This is a genomic window from Sporosarcina sp. Marseille-Q4063 (assembly GCF_018309085.1).
Taxonomy (GTDB): Bacteria; Bacillota; Bacilli; order Bacillales_A; family Planococcaceae; genus Sporosarcina.
Window position 1 is genome coordinate 1,976,822 of sequence record NZ_CP070502.1, and the last position, 22,317, is coordinate 1,999,138.

Below are 22,317 nucleotides of genomic sequence, written 5' to 3' on the forward strand. Positions count from 1 at the left end.
CTTCTATTCAATTTCTTTGAACGCCTGTTTCAAATCTGCGATTAAATCAGAAGCGTGCTCGATGCCGACGGACACGCGTAATAGGCTGTTCGATAATCCATACGATAAGCGAACTTCTTCTGGAATATCTCCATGCGTTTGCGTCTTCGGATAGGTGATGAAACTCTCGACGCCCCCTAAACTTTCCGCAAACGTGAAAAGCTTTAACGCTTTTAGAAATGGTGAGACTTGTGATTCATTGGTGATCGTAAAACTCAACATGCCGCCCCGTCCCGGATAAAAGACGTCGTCCACAATCGGAAGGGCTTGTAAAAAGGGCACGATTTCTTTTGCATTTTGTTCATGTTTATCCATTCGAAGGGCCAATGTTTTCATCCCTCTTATTAAATTCCAACAATCCAGAGGTCCCAACACCGCGCCGATTGAGTTATGCAGAAACGCGAGTTCTTCGTTAATTTTCTTACCTTTGGAAACGACCAATCCCGCTAGCACATCGTTATGTCCCGCCAGGTATTTCGTTGCGCTATGAATGACGATGTCCGCGCCTGCTTCCAAAGGCCTTTGTATATACGGCGTATACAGCGTGTTATCAACAATGCATAGAAGTTCATATTGTTTCGTTATGGCTGAAATTTGCTCAATGTCCGTCTCTTTCATTAACGGATTTGTCGGCGTTTCAATGAAAATCGCTTTCGTGCTTTTATGAATCAACCCCTTTAATTCATCAATTGATTCACCGTCCCAATAACTGAACGTCAACCCATACTTCTCTTCGAAAATTTCAAACAAACGATATGAACCGCCGTAAATATCACGTGAAGCGATGATGTGATCATTTTTTCCGAATAAAGAAAAGACGAGTTGAATGGCACTCATTCCTGAACTTGTAGCGAAAGCCCGCTCTCCTTTCTCCAATAATGCCACCGACTTTTCCAGTACATCGCGCGTCGGATTGCCAGTTCGCGTGTAATCGTATCCTGACAACAAACCAATCTCTTCGTGACGAAAAGCTGTCGAAAAATAAACCGGCGTGCTCACGGCTCGAAAATGTTCATCACGTTCATTGCCTATTTGCACGAACACTGTTTCTTGATGATAAGTCAATTGCTTCTTCCCCTTTCCCGAAAGATATCAACAAAAAAAGACATCTTTCACCCGAGTACTCTCGTAATGATAAGATGCCTTTAGTTGTCTAATCGGCAAGTGTATTTTATTAGGCTTTCTGGCGTTTCTTCAATGAAAAACGCGTCTTTTCTGTCGTGTCAATTTGTGTAATGACCCCGTCGTGGACTGTTATGTGGACTGATCCGAATTCCAATCCTTCCAAAGCATCTAAGATTTTCTGCACTTTCTCTTCGACATGATTTCCCATTCGCATTCGCTCCTTTTGGAATTTTAAAATAGAAAAAGCCCTCTTCTCGGAAATAAGAAGAGGGCGATAATATACAGGTCCCCCTCTTATCTTCCAGATTAAAAATCTGTAGGATGTAGCACCATCACAAACAATGTTTGCAGGTTGCCGGGCATCACAGGGCCTATTCCCTCCGCCGCTCTCGATAAGAGACTAACTATTCAATTGAGTTTTTCATGTTTTGCTTTTGTTGTTAACGAGTATCATAAAACAGAACTTTGTTTGTGTCAAGTCCATTTTTTCAATTATCCTATTTTATCGAACAATAAGATTAACGAATCACTTCTTTTTAAGCTCCGCTTTGAATAAATAACTTAATTCCCTACTTTTAATATCTTCTAACTCGCCGTCAGCTCCCAGCATCGTATCCCCGGACTCGGAATACCAATACGCTAAATAGACTGGCTCGTCGGGTTTTATCGGGTTTTTTCCTTCGAAAGTTTTGGCGCTCGATGAACCCCCTTGAAGTTTTATTGCCTCGATTTTCATAGCCCCGCCTGGACTTCCGAAAACGATTTCCCCTTCATCGCCATACGTATTGACAGCGAAACTCACCGTCCGATCTTCAGTGTCCAAATTGACCGGATTTTCAGCAATTTTGTTTTGAATAAACTCGCCTTTTTCGTATTGCTCGATCATAAAGTATAGCTCGTAGTCATTCGGAATTTGACCGATGATTTCAAAATGGTCGGCCGACCCACCACCAGAATTACTTATGAGTATCGATTCTTCATCTGTCAAAATTCTTTCTGAAATCATCAAGTCGTTTGAACAAGCTGATAGCGTCAAAGTTAGAAGTAGTGCAGAAAAGAGCAGAATTCTTTTCATTCAATCCCTCATTTCATTCAAAATGGGAGAAGCTTTTTTCATTCCGATGTCACGTCTAAAAACACATAACCATCACGTTCATGTTGACCTGAAAATACGATGGGAACCCGTTCGCTGAATATCGGCCCATCCACGACGACGGTATGAAATTCGCCGGCTTCACCGCATGAATCGATGCCGAGCGCCTCTAGTTCATCAATAAGTTCATTCGTGAATTTTCTTCCGATGAATTTGCTCGGCATCATTGCTGTATTCACTACGACAATGTATGCTTCAAATCCTGCTTCTACGAAATCCTTTACGACTTTTTTTCGCGGCTCCATCCATAACGGATGAACCGCTTCGATACCGACCTTCGCACAAGTTTCCTGAATCCATGTTAAATGATCTTCTAAATCGATGTCGCCGAATACGCCGTGACTAATTCCTGCATCTTTGCATTCTTTCATCGCGTCTAAAAACTGTTCTTCGTAACCGTTCCAGTCCGCCCCGCGAATCATAAGCGGAACGCCTAGACTCTCCGCTTGCGCTTTGATGATTTCAATTGGAAGTGCGTGGGATTTCGACCGTTCATGGTCTTCTTCAAACATTGTCCATACTCTTTTTGGAACGGATCCAGATTGGAGGGCTCGGTAATAAGCCATCGCGGAGTCTTTGCCGCCGCTCCATGATGCTACAAATGGTAATCCTATCATTCTATTCATCCTTTTTAGATAAGTATAACATTGGAAAGAAAAAACGCAGGCACTTTTCGTGTCTGCGTCCCTAGGTTATGACGGCATTGGCGTGTCTGTTGGTTTCGCGTAGCCTTCTTTATAGGTTTCATCAATAATCGTACGAATTTCTTTGAGCGACTTGCCTTCTTGCGTCATCATGACCGAATCTACAGCGGTTTCAAGGCACACTTGACAACGCGTGCTATGATCGTCCCATACGACTGAACCATCTTCACGGATTTCATCAATAAAGCAGTTCATATTGCTTCCGTGATTCGCGCTTTCACCGCAACCGCAGTAGCACGGCATCCATTCGATAATATCGGTGGCTGATGCAGCTACTTGATAAACGAGTCTCATATCTTCGGGTTTATCATCAAGAAACGTTGGCAAAATATCGGTAGATGCCGTCACTTCTTGGAGATCACCATTCGGAAGCTGATGCTGTTCGCCGACAGCCAAATCGTGTTTTTCATGAGTGGTATTCGTATTTTTCCCGCATGCTGATAGTACGAGAACTGTTGCGAGTAAAATTAATAGTATTGGCTTTTTCACTGTGCCTCACTCCAAATTGCATAGTTGTCCTTCTATCATAGCCGAGATTGTCGGGTTTAGGCGTTACAACTTTGTGAACCTGAGTATATCATTTAGTTCAGACCAGTTTTCAATCCGTGGAATGTCCAAATGCTTATTGTAGGACTGCGTTTTTGCATACAATTTTAATGGGTGATCTCTTAATGTCTCCAAAACGGCAGGCTTGTCATCAAAATAATAGTCAAGTTCTAGATCATTGATAATATGAACCTTGTCCTCGTCATTCATTCCGTAAAAAAACCTGTCTTTCTGAACCGGAAAGTTATTTTCAATCATCCATTCCATCGTACGCTGACCATGTTCTTTCGGTCTGGCGGTAATATAATAAATTTCATGTCCTTCTCTATCCAGCTGTTGCAATGTTTCCACTGCATCCGGATACGGCGGACACCCCGAGTAATAGATTTCATCTAGTGAACTGTTCCACATCTTACTTCCTTGTTCGGCAGTCATGCCAAAAAGTTCGTGAATTTCAACTTTATCCAGCGCATGAAAGAGATCCACTTGTACATCCCGATTCAGCTTTTTATTGTATAGTTGAAAAGCATGTTCTCTCAGGTTAATCAATGTATCATCGATGTCAAAACCAAATTTCATAGTAAACTCCCTTAGTTTGTTTTATATTTCGGATAGCCGGTGAACTTGAAATCTTTACCGATTTGGGTAACTTGAAGATTTTCCAAATCCACAGCATCGCGCATTAGTTCGACGCCTGCGCCTTCAAGAAATGTAGGCGCTTGTGAACCTCCGACTAATTTCGGAGCGATATAAATCTCTACTTTATCGACCAGCTGGTTTTCAAGGAATGCAGCATGAATCGTGCCGCCTCCTTCAATTAAAACTGAAGAAACAAGTTTTTCACCGAGAATGCGGACGACATCATTCGGGTCTACGTGCTCTTTACCTGAAGTTGGATATATTGAAATGCCGCGTTCTTCCAATATTCTTTTGGCTTTTTGGTCATATTTGTTTGAAGTGAAAATCCAAGTGGGTGCCTGTTTGTCATTTACAACCTTTGAATCCAGTGGAATTCGTAATGTAGAATCTAATATGACACGAATCGGATTCCTGCCATTCGGAATCCTTGTTGTCAATTCAGGATCATCTTCGATTACCGTATTTACGCCGACTAAAATAGCCATATGTTCATTGCGCAGCACATGCACATCGCTTCTCGCCTCTTCAGAAGTAATCCACTTGCTGTCGGCTGTATGGGTAGCAATTTTCCCATCTAATGCGCTTCCAGCTTTCATCGTCATGAACGGCTTCTGTTCAACGATGAATTTGTTAAATACTTCGTTCATCTTTCGAGATTCCTCTTCCATTACCCCGATGACGACTTCAATTCCCGCATCTTCCAATATCTTAACGCCGTTGCCTGCAACGACTGGATTCGGATCCAGTGTAGCAATCACTACTTTCTTAATACCCGCCTCCACAATCGCTACTGCGCACGGACCTGTCCGTCCGAAATGCGAGCACGGTTCAAGGGTCACATAAATCGTGCCACCTCTCGCCTTGTCGCCAGCCATTCGAATGGCATGTATTTCAGCGTGGGGTTCTCCAGCCTTCAAATGCGTGCCGACACCAACGATTCTATTTTCATTGACAATAACTGACCCTACAAGCGGATTCGGGTCAGTTTGTCCTTTCATCGCACGTGCATTCTCAATAGCTAAATTCATATAAAACTCGTGATTAGTCATTTGGACAAGTGCCTCCTTCCTCCAAATGTCCAGATCGCTTGATCTTTGTCTTCAAATACTTTTCGTTGTACTCTGACTTATCGCCCCATAGTGGTTCGCGTCCCGATATAGGAAGACCAGCATTTTGCAGTGCTTCTAGCTTTTTCGGATTATTTGTCATAAGCTTGACCGGTTTTGTTCGTAGTGTCTTTAGAACCTGGATTGCATCGTCGTAATTTCTGGAATCATCTACAAATCCTAGACTTTCGTTCGCTTCCACCGTGTCATAACCATTCTCCTGAAGTACATAAGCCATCGCCTTGCTGAATAGGCCAATCCCACGTCCCTCATGGTTCGCCAAATAAAACAACGCACCCGTCCCGTGGTCCGCGATATTCTGCATCGATTGCTTTAACTGAAAACCGCAATCGCATCTTTTACTGCCAAATATGTCTCCCGTATGACAAATAGAATGCATTCGGATTAGCGCATCCTCTGCGTTTTCAAAATCACCGTAGACAAGCACGCTTGACTGTTGGTACTCAGCCAAATTCTCGGATGAAAGCTTATCAATGATTTCTTGGTAATTCTCCGTTACCTGGCATTGGCTTAGCCAACAATACCACTGGAAGACAACCGTTTCTCCGTATAGATTAACGGGTAGGTTGATTGGACCTACCAAGTAGATGGCGCCTTCATCAGTCTTTATCATTTGGATTTTTCCTTTTAAGACCTCAAGCACTTCAGGTTCCAGTTTCGCATGCAACATAAAAATCATTCCTTTTATTTTAATTTAAGTTATTGTGCAAATTTGGTCGTTCGATACTTCACTTGAAAAATAACGTCTATCTTATGTGTATGAAAAACGCATGCTTTAGCACCGTCACTTTGCCCAGGGCACATAATTTAGTCAAGTGTCCCGTTATTATTAAAACCCTCATTAGTTATTGAAAACCGTTCTCAATTAATTGTTTTAATTATAGCACTACGATAAATATTAATAATAGCAAAAGGCAACTGTTAGTTAGTAACAGTTGCCTTTAAAAGATAACCTCATTTTACGACAAGGTTATTCCTCGTATTTCTATTTCAATAAACTTACGAATTACCCGTCATTTTCGATGGGTCAACATATTCGTCAAACTGTTCTTCTGTTAACAAACCTGTTTCGAGCGCAGCTTCCTTTAATGTTGTACCGTTTGCATGCGCAGTTTTTGCGATTTTCGCCGCGTTTTCATATCCGATATACGGGTTGAGCGCAGTTACAAGCATCAATGAATTGTTCACGTGATGTTCGATGACTTCGCGGTTCGGTTCGATTCCTACCGCACAGTTGTCATTGAAGCTGATCATTGCGTCCGCAAGTAGTGTCACGGATTGCAGGAAGTTGTAAATGATCACTGGTTTAAAAACGTTTAATTCAAAATTTCCTTGGCTCGCCGCAAACCCGATTGTTGCGTCGTTCCCCATCACTTGCGCGACAACCATTGTGATGGCTTCACTTTGTGTTGGGTTCACTTTACCTGGCATGATGGAACTGCCTGGTTCGTTTTCCGGGATTGTGATTTCACCAATACCAGAACGCGGACCGCTTGCTAACCAACGTACGTCGTTTGCGATTTTCATAATGTCTGCCGCAAGCGCTTTAACCGCACCGTGAACATAGACAACTTCATCATAGCTTGTCAGTGAGTGGAATTTGTTTTTCGCAGATGTGAATTCAATGCCGACTGCACTGCTGATTTCTTCAGCTACGCGATCACCAAATCCTTCAGGTGCGTTCAATCCAGTTCCAACTGCTGTTCCGCCGATGGCTAGTTCTTTCATTGACTCGACGCTGTCCGCAATCATTTTCTCGGTTTTTTCGAGCATACGGTGCCATCCGCTAATTTCTTGACCAAGCGTTAATGGTGTTGCGTCTTGTAAATGCGTACGTCCGATTTTAATAATATCTGAGAATTCTTCGGACTTTTTCGCGAATGTTTCTTTAAGTTTTGCAAGTGCTGGAAGTAATTGCTCTTGTACTGCGATTACTCCCGCAACGTGAAGTGCTGTTGGGAATGTATCATTCGAGCTTTGAGATTTATTCACGTCATCATTTGGGTGAAGACGTTCTTCTTCGTCCCATGCTTTGAGTAATTGGTTGCCGCGGTATGCGATGACTTCGTTGACGTTCATGTTCGACTGCGTACCGGATCCTGTTTGCCACACGACGAGCGGGAAGTTGTCATCTAGTTTTCCTGCGATAATTTCGTCTGCTGCCGCTGAAATCGCATTCAATTTAGCATCGGAAATGGCACCGTTTGCATGGCTCGCAATCGCTGCTGCTTTTTTCAATTGTGCAAATGCGCGAATCACGCCAACCGGCATTGTTTCGCCGCCAATTTTAAAGTTTTGTTTACTGCGTTGTGTTTGTGCACCCCATAGTTTGTCCGCTGGAACTTGAATTTCACCAAATGTGTCATGTTCAATACGATAATCCATCTTTCATCCGCCTTCCGTTATGTATCATTACATTCTTTTCTATTATAACATGACTTTTTAGTATGTTAACTTCATTCAGAGAATGCTTCGAACAAATCACTGTAAATGAAAAAATGACTATCAATTCACACACACTTTGATAGTCATTTATATTAGTATTCCCATTTATAATTCTTTCTCTTCAAAACCTCGATAAACGCATCGACGATTTTCGGGTTGAATTGCTTTCCCTTTTCGTTAATAAGCTCTTTGATCGCATCTTTAATGGGCAATGCTTTTTTGTAAATGCGATTTGTCGTCATGGCGTCAAAAGCGTCGACCACGGCAACAATCGAAGCTTCAAGTGAAATCTCATCGGCTTTCAGTCCGTAGGGATACCCACTTCCATCAAATCGTTCATGATGTTGCTCGACAATGGTGGCCGCGTCTTTTAACCATTTGACTTTATGTTCACGCATAATTTTTGCGCCTTCGATTGTATGTGTTTTCATAATCGCCCACTCGCAAGCTGTCAAATCACCGGGTTTATTTAACACTTCAAGCGGAATTTCACGCTTTCCAATATCGTGAAAGTAGGCGCCCCATCTAAGGATACGAAGTTTTTCATTTGGTAATCCTAGGTGTGTCCACACTTCTAGTGAATAATCTTTGATGCGGTTGCAGTGATTATACGTATATCCATCCAGCGCTTCAATTGCGTCGGCTTCTTCTTGCAGTAATTGTGTTTCAAAAAATTCGGGTTCGAATTCTTCATGGGACGTTTTAATTAATATGTCGGCATCCGTATTACCGTATAAAAAAATCGTGTTTTCATAAAGAGAAGCATCAATCGTTTCCCCGATTTTCAATTGGCGACTCTTGCCGTCATACCGCATTTCAACTACACCGTTTAATAAGGTGTATGTTTCAATGATAGAATCAGTTGCATTTTTACTATGTTGAACCCACAGGACGTTGTCTTTTTGCAATGAATAAAGGGCATTTGATAAACCCTGCCATCTGCCATATAAGATTACATCTGCATAGCCGAGGTGTAAGGTTGGATACCCATTTTGGGTGTAATATGATTTATTTTGCAACAACTTCTTGAACATCTCCTGCAGATTTTGACGTATCTTATCGAATTATGCTTACCCCTTATTTATTATAACAAGTGTAAGTTGGAATTCATACGATAACTTCTGCATTTGATTGACAGTTTACGATTTTATCATAATTCAGTTCTCAATGCGTTTATCACGTCAATTTTTGTCGCTTTTCGTGCTGGACGCCATCCAGAAATCATTGCAACGCCAATACTGATGGTAGAAGCGATAACGACGAGTTGCCATGGGATAATTGAAAATTTGACCTGCATGTCCCCGAAGTCTTCTTCCCCTAAAGCCGCTGTAACGATAATCGGAAGTACGAAGTTTGCGATAATGCTGACACCGTATGAAATCACGATGGCAAGGAATGTACCTAATATCCCGATCCACGCACTCTCCATTAGGAATAGACGTTGGATTAATTTCGGATTGGCCCCAATCGCTTTCATGACGCCAATTTCACGAGTTCGTTCCGTCACCGCCATGGTCATTGTGTTGAAGATCCCGATTGATGAAATTAAGATTGCAATTGTTCCTACGAAAATAAGCCCTGCTTTTAAAGCAAAAAAGAATACGTCGAGTTGATCTAACTCTTCCGTAACGGAATATACACTATGTCCTTGGTCTTTTAGCGTTTTTGTAATGGCTTTTACGTTTTCCAAGTTATCGGCGTAGACCATTACATTATTATAAAATAAATGCATGGCATCTGGATGGTCGTCTAGCTCTACTTCTGAGTTTGCGGTATAGATTTGGTTGATCGTTGGAATGAGTGATGCATTTGTATAGATGTTTTGATCGGTAAACCAGTCTCTAGCAGGTGGTGTCGCGACACCGACGATTGTTAGTTTCAGTTCGTCCTTTTCGAACATTTTACCATCAAAATCGCCTAATCGGACTGTAAATTGTTCACCGATTAATTTCCCTTCATAGCCCTTGAAACCTTCTTCCCCTTCTTCGACTTCGACTTCGCCATTCGCCTCTTCTTCTGTGAGTAGAAATTGACCAAAATGGCTGCCGACAACAACTTCATTCGGATTTTCGGGCAATCTTCCTTCAGCAAGTTTAAATCCTACTTTTCCCTCTTCAATAAAATCGGTCGCTATAACACCGTTATGGCCTGTCATGTTTTTAAAGATAGTTTCTGTTTGCCCATTGAATTCTTGTCGATTAACTACCGCATTTACATGGTCGATTGTTTTAAATTCATTGGCTAATTCCTGCGACATCTCACTGGCGTGCACTTGAATTTCGGTTACTTTTCGATCTGATAAAATTTCTTTGGTGATTGTGTCGTGAATTCCAAATCCGACTGAGGCGAGCACGATTAGAAATGCTGTCCCCATTGTTGCGGCAAGAACCGTCATAAACACGCGTAATTTATTCTTTGAAATATGTTGTCGAACAAAATCAATCTGATCTTTAAATTGCATGTTGAACGACTCCTTCCGTTAATTCGCCGTCGTGCATGGTATAAACTCGGTTCGCTGTTTGCGCAACTTCATCGTCGTGAGTAATGATGACAAATGTGATGCCGCGGTTTTTATTCAGTGATTGAATGAGTAATAGAATTTCTTGTTCTGTTTCAGAATCGAGGCTTCCGGTTGGCTCATCCGCCAAGATGATAGGTGGATCTGTGATAAGAGCACGCGCGATACTGACCCGTTGTTGCTGACCTCCAGATAATTCGTTTGGATAATGGTCTTGGACTTCTGTTAGGCCAACGTATTTCATTAATGTTTTCACTTTTTCTTTGCGTTCCGCCCTTTCAATTCCTTTAAGCTTTAGCGGTAATTCAACATTTTCAAATGCATTTAAACCAGGCATGAGTTGAAAGTTTTGAAAGATAAACCCATAATTGTTCAGTCTGAATTCTGCATTGTCCGCTTCATTGAAAATAGACGTTTCAATGCCGTTCACTTTAATCTCTCCGCTTTCCGGTGTCATGAATCCCGCGAGTATATGTAAGAGCGTCGATTTCCCCGAACCACTTTTCCCTACAATTGAAACAATCTCACCATCATTGACATCGAAATTCACATCTCTTAATACCGGAATATGTTTCTCTTTTCCTTTTTTACCGATTTTGAATGAATGATTTAATCCTTTGACCGTAATCATATTTTCCCCTCCATCTGATACTGGTTTTAATTATAGAGGATTGTTCTTAAGGTTGTGTGAGGAAAAAAATGAAGAAATTCTTAAGGTTTTTACTTTAAAAGCAGATTGGGAGTGGAGCCGCGACTTCGGATGCGTTTTATTCCCGTAACGGTGGCGAGACTAGTTTTATTCCCGTAACGGTCCCGGTTGCTCCCGTTGCGCACGTGGTTGTTCCCGTAACGAGGTCGTTTATTCCCGTAACGGCGGCGACACCAGTTTTATTCCCGTAACGGTCCCGGTTGCTCCCGTTGCGCACGTGGTTATTCCCGTTGCGTGGTGGTTTGTTCCCGTAACGGTTCTGGGAACAACTATCAAGCTTCCTTCAACCAATATAAAAACGGAACCCAATTTTCTGGGTTCCGTTTTCGATCAAGCTATCACTCTTCCGTTTTTACAGTGTCAGTTTCGACCGAGTCGCCGTTTTGTACGGCGTGTGTTAGTTGGTCGATGCTTGGGCGCAGATTGTGTTTGCCTGCGTAGCTTTCTAGCATTTCTTTGACGTCGATGCCTGAAGTGGCTTTTAATGTTTCTTGGAGTGTTGACATTAAATCGGTTGCGTATGATGTTACTTTATTCGCACCGCCGCCTTCTCCGCCACCTGTATCAACAACTGTAATTTTGTCGATGTTTGAAAGCGGGCTTGCAATTTGTTTCGCGTACTCAGGAATCATTTCAATAACCATATCAAGCATAGCTGCCTGGCCGTATTGTTCGAACGCTTCTGCGATTTTGCGTTTCGCTTCGGCTTCCGCGAGACCTTTCAGGCGGATAATATCTGCTTCAGATTCACCTTGTGCACGTTGAGAATCGGCTCTCGCCTGACCATCAAGACGAACTTTTTCCGCGTCAGCTGTAGCTCTAGCTTCAATACTATATTTCTCGGCATCTGCTTCAGCCATTTGTCTAGATTTTGCAGCTGCTGCATTTTGCTCGATTGCGTAACGATCAGCGTCCGCTTTCTTCTTAACTTCAGAATCGTATTGCTTCTCGCGACGCAAGATTTCATTCTCTTCAAGTTCGATTTGTTTTTGACGCTCGATGATTTGGATTTGCATTTCTTGCTCCATAACTTCTTGCTTGGAACGAGCAGATTGCAATTCGTATGCCTGGTCCGCTTGTGCTTTTGCGCGGTCTTGCTCAAGCCGATATTCCGCAACTTTTAACTGATTCTCTTTTTCTGCTTCTGCAATTTCAGTTGCGCGTTCAAGCTCTGCTTTTTGAGCTTCTTTGGATGCTTCCGCATTTTTAATACGCGTTTCTTTTTCTGCTTCAACTGTTGCAATATCTGCATCACGTTTTACTTGCGCAATACGCGGTTTTCCGAGTGAATCAAGGTAGCCGTTCTTATCGCGAACGTCTTTTATTGTAAATGAAACGATGATAAGTCCCATTTTGGAAAGATCCTGTGATGCGACCCGTTGTACTTCCTGGGAGAACATATCACGGTTTTTATAAATTTCCTCGACAGTCATTGATCCTAAAATCGATCTCAAGTGACCCTCTAGCACTTCTTTTGCTTCATTTTCACGATCTTCTTTTGATTTCCCCAAAAACTGTTCTGCTGCTGTTGCAATTTCAGTAATCGATCCGCCGATTTTAATAATCGCTGTTCCGTCGGCCATTACTGGAACTCCTTGCTCCGTATAGACTTCAGGCGTTGTTACTTCAAGCTTACTTGATAAGAGACTTAGTGGTTTAGCTTGTTGAAAAATCGGAAATACAAATGTACCTCCGCCACGGATGATTTTTACCCGGTTTCCTGAATCGTCTTTATGTACATTTTTGGTCCCCAGGTAACTTCCTGTTACGATAAGCGCTTCGTCTGGGCCAACTGTTTTGTATTTTGAAATGTACACAAGAATGACTGCCAATAAAACAAATGCGACAACTCCAATTGCTAACCAAATTCCTGGCATGGTGTTTCCCCCTTTTAGTTTTTAATCTGCGAAACGGAATGGTTCATATTCTTTTACAATAAGCGTGCTTTCTTTCACATCAATTACAAGCACTTCTTTCCCGTAATCGATGGCACTGTTTTCATAACCAGAAGCACGTTTTGATATAAGTCCATTCACTGTTTCAATGACGACCTCACCGAATCCATCTACTGGCACGGGCACAATAACTCTACCGACTTGCCCAGTTAATGAAGCTTCCGTGTAGGCAAGCGATACCTCTGCTGATGAAAGCGGAAGTAAAACAAAAAAGTAAAGTAGTAAATCAAGTACAAAGGCGATGGCTAAAGCTACAATTATAATGATGCCACTGTTCCAGTCCACGGCGAGTTCCAAAATATATCCGGAAGCAGCCGTAAATGTTAAAAATGAAAGCACAACCGCTGGATCCAAAAATGGACTTGCTTCACCGATTCCTTCTGCGACGTCACTAAAAAAGACGTAAATAATTGTAATGAGACCTAAAATGATTAACGCGTACAAGTAAAATTGCACGATTGGCAAACCAAATAGCTCCATTTTCCACACCCCTTTACCCTACTATACTCTTCATCAACTATAGATACGTATGAAGTTGGCGAAAGTTTCAAATTACAGAAGTTTTATTTTAAATAATCTAGTTTTTAAAAAATAACTCTGCTAATGTTTTGATTTGCCAGTTTTATTGTTATAATTGAGCTGTACATAATTAAATTCCGATAACACGGATGGAGGCTTTGAAATGTTTAGTCTACGAAAAACAGATCCATTTTTCACGGCTTTATTGGCAATCGCGGAGCATGTGCAAGAAGCAGTTCACTACGCGCATGATTTCAAAATAAATAATGCTGCGGATTTGAAAGAAGTAAGTATTAAACTTAAAAATTATGAGAGATCGGGCGACGATTTAGTCTATGAGTTGACGACGAAGCTCAACACATCGTTCATGACACCTATTGAGCGTGATGATATTTTACATCTTTCCATCAGAATGGATGATATTCTCGATGGGATTGAGCACTTTGCTGCGCATCTTGAAATGTTTTCGTTAATAGATATTGATGAATATGTTCACTCGTTCATGGAAAATATCGTCAAAAGTACGGATGAAATCGTCAAAGCGCTAGAATTACTTTCAAAAAGAAAATTAGTCGAAATGAGAGAACATGCCATTACGATTAAAAGATTGGAAAGTATTTGTGATGACATTTACCGAACTTCTATAAAACAACTTTTCATCACTGAAAAAGATCCAATTCGAATCATCCAATTTAAAGATATATATGAACAACTTGAAGATATTGCGGATTATTGTGAAGATGTTGCGAACACAATTGAGGCAATTATTATGCGTAACGCGTAAGGGGGAACCAAATGACTACCATACTGGTCCTTACAATACTCGTCGTCATTTTTGCATTGGCATTCGACTTTATTAATGGATTCCATGACACGGCAAACGCAATCGCAACTTCTGTTTCGACTCGCGCGTTGAGACCGCGAACAGCTGTTTATATGGCGGCAATTATGAACTTTATCGGAGCCTTAACATTTACCGGCGTTGCCAAAACAATTTCCAAAGACATTGTTGATCCATTCGTTCTTGATAATGGAGCACTCGTTATTTTAGCAGCGCTCACGGCGGCGATCGCTTGGAACCTGATTACTTGGTATTTTGGAATTCCGTCGAGTTCCTCACACGCATTGATCGGTTCGATTGCTGGAGCTGCAATCGCCGCTGCAGGATTCGGTATTTTAAATTACAGAGGTTTCGGTAAAATTTTACAGGCACTTCTTATTTCGCCGTTTATCGCTTTATTCGTTGGATTCTTAATGATGTCGCTATTCAAGGTATTATTGAAAAACAGAAACTTATTCACGGCGAATACTCGAATTCGTTATTTACAAATCGGGACGGCTGCCCTTCAAGCATTCACTCACGGAACAAATGATGCGCAAAAAGCGATGGGGATCATTACAATGGCCCTTATCGCAGGTGGATTGCAAGCAGGCGACGATATTCAACTATGGGTCCGGGTTTCTGCGGCGGCAGCGATGGGACTGGGAACTTCCGTTGGTGGTTATAAAATTATAAAAACAGTCGGCACTAAAATCATGAAGATCCGCCCAGTGAACGGAGCCGCCGCTGATTTATCTTCGGCCGGAATTATTTTCGCTGCTACGCTTCTACATTTGCCAGTAAGTACGACGCACGTTATTTCTTCCGCTATCATGGGAGTTGGAACGGCGCAACGGGTGCGCGGAGTTAACTGGGGCGTGGCACAAAGAATCGTTTTAACATGGATTATTACGTTGCCGATTTCAGCATTACTTGCAGCAATTGTTTATAAAGTACTCGCATTGTTTTTATAACTTAAACATTTCCCTTGCATTCTGCGAATATCCCTGTTATGATAAAGAAGAATTATTTTTGTTCGACAACATGATGGTCTCGAAAAATCTTGACCGCTTCAAGACTTGAGCAAGGATAGTAACACAATGTGTGTAAATATTACACACGAGGAGGAAACAAACATGGAACAAGGTAAAGTAAAATGGTTTAACGCAGAAAAAGGTTTTGGATTCATCGAACGTGAAGATGGCGACGACGTATTCGTACATTTCTCAGCTATCCAAGGCGAAGGATTCAAGTCTCTTGAAGAAGGCCAAGACGTGACTTTCGAAATCGAGCAAGGCGAACGTGGACTTCAAGCTTCAAACGTTGAAAAAAACTAATTTGAACTAACCATTCAAAAGCCATTCCCTTAGGGGAATGGCTTTTTTCTTTGTTTATTTTTGAGCAATGCACAACTTTTAAAAAAGACATTCCAGACTTTATCCGTTATTATTATAGAAGTATAGAATTCTATTTCCATATGGAAGGATTGACTACTTTGCGCACACTCGCTCGTTTCGTTACAAGTAGCTATAAATACATAATTTTCGCATGGATTGCTATTTTTATCGTTATGGCAATTTTCGCGATTCGCCTCCCTAGCATGTTACAAGGTGACGGCTTCGAAATGAACGGAGAGCATGCGGCTGTCATGGATATTGTTTCAGAGACGTTTGATATGCCCGCTGAAACCATGTTGCTCGTATTCGATCATGTAGATGATCAGAAGATTTCATCGACAATCGAAGACATTGAAAAACTTGATGTGACGTCGGGAATTGATTCGCCATTAAAGGACGAATCGCTTTATAAAGAAAACGTGTCTTATGCACTTCTCCACTTCGGGGATGAAACCGATAATATGTCCGAAGTCGTAACGGATATTCGGGATGTCATCGGAGATCAAGCCGGAATTACTTTAACCGGTGCTTCAGCGATTTCCAAAGATATTAACACAGCAAGTCAGAAAGATCTTATTACCGCAGAGGCGATTGGACTTCCGATTGCGATTATTGTTTTGCTGTTCGCTTTCGGGACTGTTGTTGCATCGATGGTTCCGCTTATGATTGGAATCGTCACTGTCATTTCTTCATTCGGTATTTTGACGATTTTAGGTGCTCAAATCGATTTGTCCATATTTGTTTTGAATATTATTCCGATGCTTGGACTCGCACTCAGTATCGACTTCGCTTTATTGTTTATTAGCCGCTTTCGTGAAGAACGTGTTCATATCGATATACTTGAAGCGACAACTACCACGATTCTTACTGCTGGGCGCTCGGTGATTTTTTCAGCGTTCTGTGTCTTTATCGGGCTCGGGGCCATGTTATTAATTCGTGTTGACATTTTTCAAAACATTGCAGTCGGCGGAATGATTGTCGTCGCCATGGCGGTGCTCAGTTCGGTAACGCTCTTACCTTCTGTTCTTATCGCACTTGGTGATCGGATTGAAAAACTGCGCATTTTAAAAGTGAGCTCCAACGGCTCGAATGCTTGGCGTAAATTTGCAAACGCGGTGATTAAACGTCCGGTTCTAATCACGCTTGTTGCTGTAATTTTACTCGGCATTGCTGTCATTCCTGTGAAAAACATGGAATTGGCGATTCCTGAAATCGATTCGCTCCCGGAGTCGTACGATTCCCGTTCCGCTTTTGAATTGATCGAAAAAGAGTTTGATTTGTCGGGTGAATCTTCACTTTATCTAATCGCCGAGCGCTCTGGCGGTTGGGAGGATGAAGATGGACTTAAGTCAATGAAGGAACTTGAGGATCAATTGCTAAACGATAAACTTGTTAAAAATGCCACGACGATATTTAGCGCGAGTGAAATCGACTCCGTTGAACAGTGGAATCAAGCCGTGCAAGTGCCTGAAATGGCGGCGGGACTTAATCCGCTAATTGAAACATTCGTGAAGGATGAACAACTAATGATTCCTGTAACGCTGTCAGCGGATGGTTCATCTGAAGAAGCGCAGGATTGGGTTCGTGAATGGTCGGATAAAGAAACGGATTGGAATTTACTGATTGGCGGAGCGGCAAAATTCAACCAGGAAATCTTCGATGAAATTTGGGATAAAATCGGATATGTTCTCGGATTGATTATTGTTTCGACGTTCTTTATTCTCATGATTGCATTTAGATCGCTGTTAATCCCTGTGAAGGCCATTCTGATGAATATCATCGGATTGTCCGCTACATTCGGGATTCTCGTGTATATCTTCCAATACGGGCATTTCGGACTGACTGCGGGGTCTATCGCGCTAATCATCCCCGTCATCGTCTTTAGCCTTGTCTTCGGATTAAGCATGGACTATGAAGTGTTCTTAATTTCAAGGATGCAGGAAGAGTATGCGAATTCGTTTGATAATGACAAAGCAACGGTCGAAGGACTTGCGACGACGAGTAAAGTGATCACTTCTGCGGCGCTGATCATGATTGTACTCACGGGGGCTTTCGCCTTCACAGACGTCATGCCCGTGAAACAAATCGGGGTCGGCATTGCTATCGCTGTCGCCATTGACGCGACGATTATTCGACTTCTACTCGTTCCAAGCTTGATGAAGTTGTTCGGTAAATGGAATTGGTGGTTGCCGTTTGGGAAAGGGCTTTATAAAGGTAAGGGAAAACAATAATTTTAAAATGGTTTCGTCTTCTGCTATAGAAGTACGAAACCATTTTTTTGTTGTTGAATTGTTTATAGATTGAATGGTACAATTACCCGAATAGATTCAATTATCTAACCAATCCATCCAGGAGGCACTATGAAAAAACTAATAAAGTTGCTTATTTCCCCTTTTAGTCTTTATAGCATTATCCGCAATTAGTTATATGATCATATTTAGTCAGAATTTGAAGTTTGGCATCGGCGTTGGTTTTCTGTTACTTTTTTTCTGCGCTATTCTTTTTTGTATCGCTACTTCCGGAATGGTTATTGGAAATTTAAAAGTCTTGATGCTTCGCAATCGACTTGAAGTATTTGGTCTATTAGCACTTTCGATATGCCTTGCAATACTTATTGGATTATTTACCGTTGCAAATTCAGGACTAGTACATATTTCTCCTAACTTGGATTTAGAAGGAAAGACCAGATTCGTTATAAGCAATTTTTTCAAAGTACCTTCACAGAAGAATTTATTGGTAGAAAAAAAGGACGGGATCACCTACTTCTATTCACTTGAAACTGAACAGTATATCAATCGATTTCATACGCTACTTCTCGAAGAAAAATCTACATTTGACAATTTTTTCGGAAGTGATGACTTGGCACCCTTAACAATTGAAATCTATGATGATTTGAAATCATTAAACGATAAACAAATATACCTGAACGATATCGGCGGCTATTACAATGAAAAAAATCACTCAATTCATCTTGTAGGCGAAGAGAATATTTGGCCACTAGTCCTTCTTCATGAATATACACATTATCGGATAGATCAATTCGGAAAAGCGAATGACTTTCCTTCTTTTGAACGCCTACCTGTTTGGTTTCATGAAGGACTTAGTGAAGTTATGGGGCATGGGATTGATAATTTTAACCTAGGCGATATAAATCATATTTCAATTCAGGACTTTAATTTATTGGATCATTATGATAGTTTCCATCAACTTAGACACGAAGGGCATGACCCATATCAACAAAGTTATTTTGCCGTTCAATCTATTGTTGATAATTACGGAGTAAAGGCACTCCAAAGACTTCTTCTTTCAAAAACAATTGACGGATTTTATGATAACCTTGAAAAATTAACAAATAAAAGCTTAGATGAATTTCAACAAACATTTCCAGAAAATCTAGTGGCTGCACAAGAACTGATTAATGATAAGTTTTCATCGGCCAGAGAGGCAATGAACACTAAGAACTACGACAAATCTGAAACGATTTTGACAGATGTTATTTATGAAGGAAACCAGGCGAGTGTTTCACGGGCTAATTATGAGTTACTCAACCTATATTTGGAACAAAATCTATTCGAAAAAGCATTAACACAACTAGATATATTAAATTCGAATGAAGAGAATGGAAATAAAACGATTACCCTAAAACAACAAGCAGAAATTTATCTTTTAGTTGATTCGAAGAAAGCGTTAACTACAATCAAGCTTGCAAAAGTTGAAGTGCCAACCGATCATTGGTTGAATCCGATTATCGATGAATTAGCTGAAGCTTTTCGGTTAATAAATTCGGACAACCCAGTCGAAGGATACCGATTACTTTTTGAGGAAGACTTATTAATCTCCGACAAAGTCCTGACAAATTTACACGAGAAATTAGTTATAGAATATCCAGGAGAATTTTAAACCTATAAAAAACACACCTGGTTTCCTGTATAACCCGTTCAGTTCACTGGTAAAAAATGTGAATTAACACACCATTTAGCACCACAAATAGCATCGTATCAGAGCATCAATTAGCACCCTTGGCGGTGCTTTTTCTATTGAAAAACTGGAAAGTAGAATTCAATTTCGTCTAACAATATAATTTTTGACGACATAAAAAAAGGATCCCATTAGGTCCTTTTATGATAATAATTATTCAACAATCGCACCCGATTCTGGAATAGCGCTTTCCTTTATTAGTGATACTGCTAATTGTAATGCGATTATCATTTATATTTATTGCTGCCTGGTAACGCTTTGATAATATTCCAAGCTTCAATTGCATCTTCTCTGTTTTTATCCTTATTTTTTGGATCAGCAAAATAATCTCTCGTAAATTGATTGTATTCAAATTGTGAGCCTATTTTTCTCTTATAGGACGGGTCTTTTTTTCTTTCTTCTTCCTCATACCATGCATCAACTACATCCCGATAGGTTTTTCCTACATTTTCTTTAAAATAATTTTGGATATAAGTTGAGAAGTGAAATTTCGGAATTACCGATTCAAAGAAAGCTCTAACTATCTGACTACAACGATGGTTTTCTGTAATAACTGTATCTAAACTTAACTCTTTCAATTTTCCTTTTTTCGAGGAGGAACTCCTTTTTCTCATCGGCTTTTGTATTTTCCCTGTCTCAAGAAATACTGTTATCCTACCTGTAATTTCCATTTTAGATCCAGAAGCACTTATTCCATTTTCCCTGCAAAAATTTTGCAATTCCTCTTTTAACCAATAAAAATTGCAAAAATCGTTTACATTCAAATCACTTGTTAGCTCAGGTCTCAATTATTCTCTCTCCATTCGAATCACCATTAATATAATTTGTATACTAATGTCTGTTAGCATTTCTAAGATACTTTACCATCCCTTTATTCTGTTAAATGGCTCGTTTGTTGAATAATCAAATTTCATTTCACACTCTCTATTATACCAGAGATATCGAACGAATCCTTCGAAACGTTTAATTTATGATTAGTTTCAATGTGGTCGCTCCTATTCATAAAATTGCTTTTTTGACATACGAGTTATCAGCGGTATTGACACATAAATTAGCAGACCTACAATAGAAATTATAAACCTGCTAATAGGCTTGTCAGTAGGGTGTATAAAATAGGTGTGTACCATTCGCAAACGTTGATACATAGACAAAAGGAAAGAGTCCAATTCGTATGTGAATTTGGACTCTAATGGCGTGTTTTATTTATGTTTTGTACCACTCAACGGAACGGGTTATTTCCTGTGCCAGGTGTGTTTGGCATGTTATCTAATATGATTTTCTTCCGTAATTTCTATAATTGTTGCAACTGGCTCCATTCCATTCCGTTCTTTATTGTACTCAGCCATGACTGTAAAATAAATGGCTGCGACAATTGCGATAACGAATAGGACGATTCCAATCACTAGGTGCTTTCCTTTCATTCTTAATCACTCCTCAACTTTTGTAAACTGTTCATCTTTCAAGTAACCTTGCGCGTAGCCGTAGTTACCGAAACTTTCTTCTAAGTTTAGACCGTGATAAATATTCCAAGCGCCTTCTTCTTCGACTAATTTCAGCTCGACGCCTTCACCATTGACCCATGTTTCTTCAACAGTCGGCTCTTCTGCTTCTTCTTCTGACAACAACGCGATGGAGTCCGCAATCGTTTTGCGAAGCTCTTCTTCAGTTGCCTCTCGAACATTCACTAGTCCGCGGTCATCCGCGCTGTAGCCGGGAAGTCCAGCGACATATACAAATGCGTTGCCGTTCGGGTGGAGATGCTGCACGACGACTGTTTTGTCGAACTGACTATCTTCATAATGATAATTCACGCGCTTCATGGACACTTCTTTTCGAGTCAATTCTGGAAAGGATTCAATAATTTCTTGTTTTTGTTCAAATGTTAGCATAGGTTTCTCCCTTTTCGTTTTATATTTTAGTATAACATTATGATTCTTTTACTGTTAATCCCAGAACACGTGCAAAGCCAATCGCTTGTTCTTTTGAGACGATGCAACCTGCGATATTCGGAAGCGTGACTTCAATTCGTTCATAGGTGCTGTCCGATAAGTCCACGCCTTTTAAATTTGTTTCGGAGAAGTTTATATTGTCCATTTTACATTTAGAAAAACGGACTTCTTTAAATGTGCATTCATAAAAATCGCTGTCCGATAAATTACTATTCGCATAGTCGACTTCTTTCATTCCAGAAAAACTGAAGTTGCTATAGCGTCCCTCGCACTCTTCGAATAATGTATGGCTCACTTTTGAATTTGCAAAATCTGCGCCTGTAAGTTTCGAGTTAACAAATTCACACCGATGGAAAAATGCGTTTTGAAAGTTAACATTCGAAAAATCACAGTTTTGAAACACGACGTCGACGAATTCAGCTGCTCTCAATTCGCTTCCAGAAAAGGATACTTCTTTAAAGTGGACATCATCAAATGATAGCCTTTCATCTTCAGAACCTTCCAGAGTTCCGCCGTTAAAACATGACCTTTCTATGTACCCTTCAAAGCGCCAGACATCAGCTACTGACAACTCTTCATGTGCTAGCGATACTTTCGGGCGTTGTCGTTTGCCTATCTTCTTTTTAGTCAATATTAAGTCCCCCCTATCGCGTTTTCCATTCCGTGAAGATAATGAATAAAACTACGACTGCAA

General features: G+C 40.8%; 23 protein-coding genes and 1 riboswitch. Of the genes, 5 read left to right on the forward strand and 18 right to left on the reverse strand.

Annotation, left to right across the window (positions count from 1 at the left end):
• Positions 1–3: 3 nt before the first annotated feature.
• The 14 genes from JSQ81_RS10125 to JSQ81_RS10190 form a co-directional block, all read right to left on the reverse strand.
• Positions 4–1,104 (reverse strand): PLP-dependent transferase, encoded by a 1,101-nt coding sequence (locus tag JSQ81_RS10125; RefSeq protein ID WP_212607476.1) that lies wholly within the window; start codon positions 1,102–1,104, stop codon positions 4–6.
• A gap of 109 nt (positions 1,105–1,213) precedes the next feature.
• The gene (locus JSQ81_RS10130) at positions 1,214–1,372 is read right to left on the reverse strand and encodes a YezD family protein (protein ID WP_212607477.1); all 159 of its coding nucleotides are present in this window, start codon (positions 1,370–1,372) and stop codon (positions 1,214–1,216) included.
• An 83-nt stretch (positions 1,373–1,455) separates the two neighbouring features.
• Positions 1,456–1,563, reverse strand: a riboswitch (SAM riboswitch).
• A 127-nt stretch (positions 1,564–1,690) separates the two neighbouring features.
• Positions 1,691–2,239, reverse strand: coding sequence for a hypothetical protein (locus tag JSQ81_RS10135; protein WP_212607478.1), 549 nt, complete (start codon positions 2,237–2,239; stop codon positions 1,691–1,693).
• A gap of 38 nt (positions 2,240–2,277) precedes the next feature.
• A complete protein-coding gene (locus JSQ81_RS10140; RefSeq protein WP_212607479.1) occupies positions 2,278–2,934 on the reverse strand; it encodes a Dph6-related ATP pyrophosphatase in 657 nt (218 codons plus the stop codon).
• A 75-nt stretch (positions 2,935–3,009) separates the two neighbouring features.
• Positions 3,010–3,510: a PCYCGC motif-containing (lipo)protein gene (locus JSQ81_RS10145; protein WP_212607480.1), complete on the reverse strand. Its 501-nt coding sequence runs from the start codon at positions 3,508–3,510 to the stop codon at positions 3,010–3,012.
• A 63-nt stretch (positions 3,511–3,573) separates the two neighbouring features.
• Entirely contained in the window at positions 3,574–4,146 is a 573-nt protein-coding gene (locus JSQ81_RS10150; protein ID WP_212607481.1) for a 5' nucleotidase, NT5C type, read from the reverse strand.
• Positions 4,147–4,157: 11 nt separating this feature from the next.
• Complete coding sequence (ribD, locus tag JSQ81_RS10155; RefSeq protein WP_212607482.1) at positions 4,158–5,255, reverse strand: bifunctional diaminohydroxyphosphoribosylaminopyrimidine deaminase/5-amino-6-(5-phosphoribosylamino)uracil reductase RibD; 1,098 nt, start codon at positions 5,253–5,255, stop codon at positions 4,158–4,160.
• Positions 5,248–6,003, reverse strand: a complete 756-nt coding sequence (locus JSQ81_RS10160; RefSeq protein ID WP_212607483.1) for a GTP cyclohydrolase II — start codon at positions 6,001–6,003, stop codon at positions 5,248–5,250. Before JSQ81_RS10160 ends, ribD begins: the two co-directional genes overlap by 8 nt.
• Positions 6,004–6,332: 329 nt before the next feature.
• A complete protein-coding gene (gene fumC, locus JSQ81_RS10165) occupies positions 6,333–7,718 on the reverse strand; it encodes a class II fumarate hydratase (RefSeq protein WP_212607484.1) in 1,386 nt (461 codons plus the stop codon).
• 152 nt (positions 7,719–7,870) lie between these two features.
• Positions 7,871–8,800 carry an HD-GYP domain-containing protein gene (locus tag JSQ81_RS10170; protein WP_249336695.1) on the reverse strand — a complete coding sequence of 310 codons (930 nt, stop codon included), beginning with the start codon at positions 8,798–8,800 and terminating at the stop codon, positions 7,871–7,873.
• A gap of 128 nt (positions 8,801–8,928) precedes the next feature.
• On the reverse strand, positions 8,929–10,239 hold the full coding sequence (locus JSQ81_RS10175; protein WP_212607486.1) for an ABC transporter permease: 1,311 nt from the start codon (positions 10,237–10,239) through the stop codon (positions 8,929–8,931).
• Positions 10,229–10,927, reverse strand: coding sequence for an ABC transporter ATP-binding protein (locus JSQ81_RS10180; RefSeq protein ID WP_212607487.1), 699 nt, complete (start codon positions 10,925–10,927; stop codon positions 10,229–10,231). The genes JSQ81_RS10175 and JSQ81_RS10180 overlap by 11 nt, the downstream gene beginning before the upstream one ends.
• A 416-nt stretch (positions 10,928–11,343) precedes the next feature.
• Entirely contained in the window at positions 11,344–12,882 is a 1,539-nt protein-coding gene (locus tag JSQ81_RS10185; protein WP_212607488.1) for a flotillin lipid rafts scaffold protein FloT, read from the reverse strand.
• A gap of 21 nt (positions 12,883–12,903) precedes the next feature.
• Positions 12,904–13,440, reverse strand: coding sequence for an NfeD family membrane protein (locus JSQ81_RS10190; protein WP_212603996.1), 537 nt, complete (start codon positions 13,438–13,440; stop codon positions 12,904–12,906).
• 202 nt (positions 13,441–13,642) lie between these two features.
• Here JSQ81_RS10190 and JSQ81_RS10195 point away from each other — a divergent pair, with 202 nt between their 5' ends.
• From JSQ81_RS10195 to JSQ81_RS10215, 5 genes are all read left to right on the forward strand, one after another.
• Entirely contained in the window at positions 13,643–14,263 is a 621-nt protein-coding gene (locus tag JSQ81_RS10195) for a DUF47 domain-containing protein (protein ID WP_212603997.1), read from the forward strand.
• Positions 14,264–14,274: 11 nt separating this feature from the next.
• On the forward strand, positions 14,275–15,273 hold the full coding sequence (locus JSQ81_RS10200; RefSeq protein WP_212603998.1) for an inorganic phosphate transporter: 999 nt from the start codon (positions 14,275–14,277) through the stop codon (positions 15,271–15,273).
• A gap of 162 nt (positions 15,274–15,435) precedes the next feature.
• Positions 15,436–15,636 (forward strand): cold-shock protein, encoded by a 201-nt coding sequence (locus JSQ81_RS10205; protein ID WP_172370628.1) that lies wholly within the window; start codon positions 15,436–15,438, stop codon positions 15,634–15,636.
• Between the two features lie 140 nt (positions 15,637–15,776).
• Positions 15,777–17,927, forward strand: a complete 2,151-nt coding sequence (locus JSQ81_RS10210; RefSeq protein ID WP_249336721.1) for an MMPL family transporter — start codon at positions 15,777–15,779, stop codon at positions 17,925–17,927.
• A gap of 502 nt (positions 17,928–18,429) precedes the next feature.
• Complete coding sequence (locus JSQ81_RS10215; protein ID WP_212603999.1) at positions 18,430–19,596, forward strand: peptidase MA family metallohydrolase; 1,167 nt, start codon at positions 18,430–18,432, stop codon at positions 19,594–19,596.
• A 305-nt stretch (positions 19,597–19,901) separates the two neighbouring features.
• Here the strand turns inward: JSQ81_RS10215 and JSQ81_RS10220 are convergent, their stop codons facing one another.
• The 4 genes from JSQ81_RS10220 to JSQ81_RS10235 all read right to left on the reverse strand — a co-directional run bounded on the left by JSQ81_RS10220 (position 19,902) and on the right by JSQ81_RS10235 (position 22,254).
• Positions 19,902–20,462, reverse strand: a complete 561-nt coding sequence (locus tag JSQ81_RS10220; protein ID WP_212604000.1) for a DUF6434 domain-containing protein — start codon at positions 20,460–20,462, stop codon at positions 19,902–19,904.
• A 474-nt stretch (positions 20,463–20,936) separates the two neighbouring features.
• Positions 20,937–21,095, reverse strand: a complete 159-nt coding sequence (locus JSQ81_RS10225) for a hypothetical protein (protein WP_212604001.1) — start codon at positions 21,093–21,095, stop codon at positions 20,937–20,939.
• A 6-nt stretch (positions 21,096–21,101) separates the two neighbouring features.
• The gene (locus JSQ81_RS10230) at positions 21,102–21,563 is read right to left on the reverse strand and encodes a hypothetical protein (RefSeq protein WP_212604002.1); all 462 of its coding nucleotides are present in this window, start codon (positions 21,561–21,563) and stop codon (positions 21,102–21,104) included.
• A 37-nt stretch (positions 21,564–21,600) separates the two neighbouring features.
• A complete protein-coding gene (locus JSQ81_RS10235; RefSeq protein ID WP_212604003.1) occupies positions 21,601–22,254 on the reverse strand; it encodes a pentapeptide repeat-containing protein in 654 nt (217 codons plus the stop codon).
• Positions 22,255–22,317: the final 63 nt, after the last annotated feature.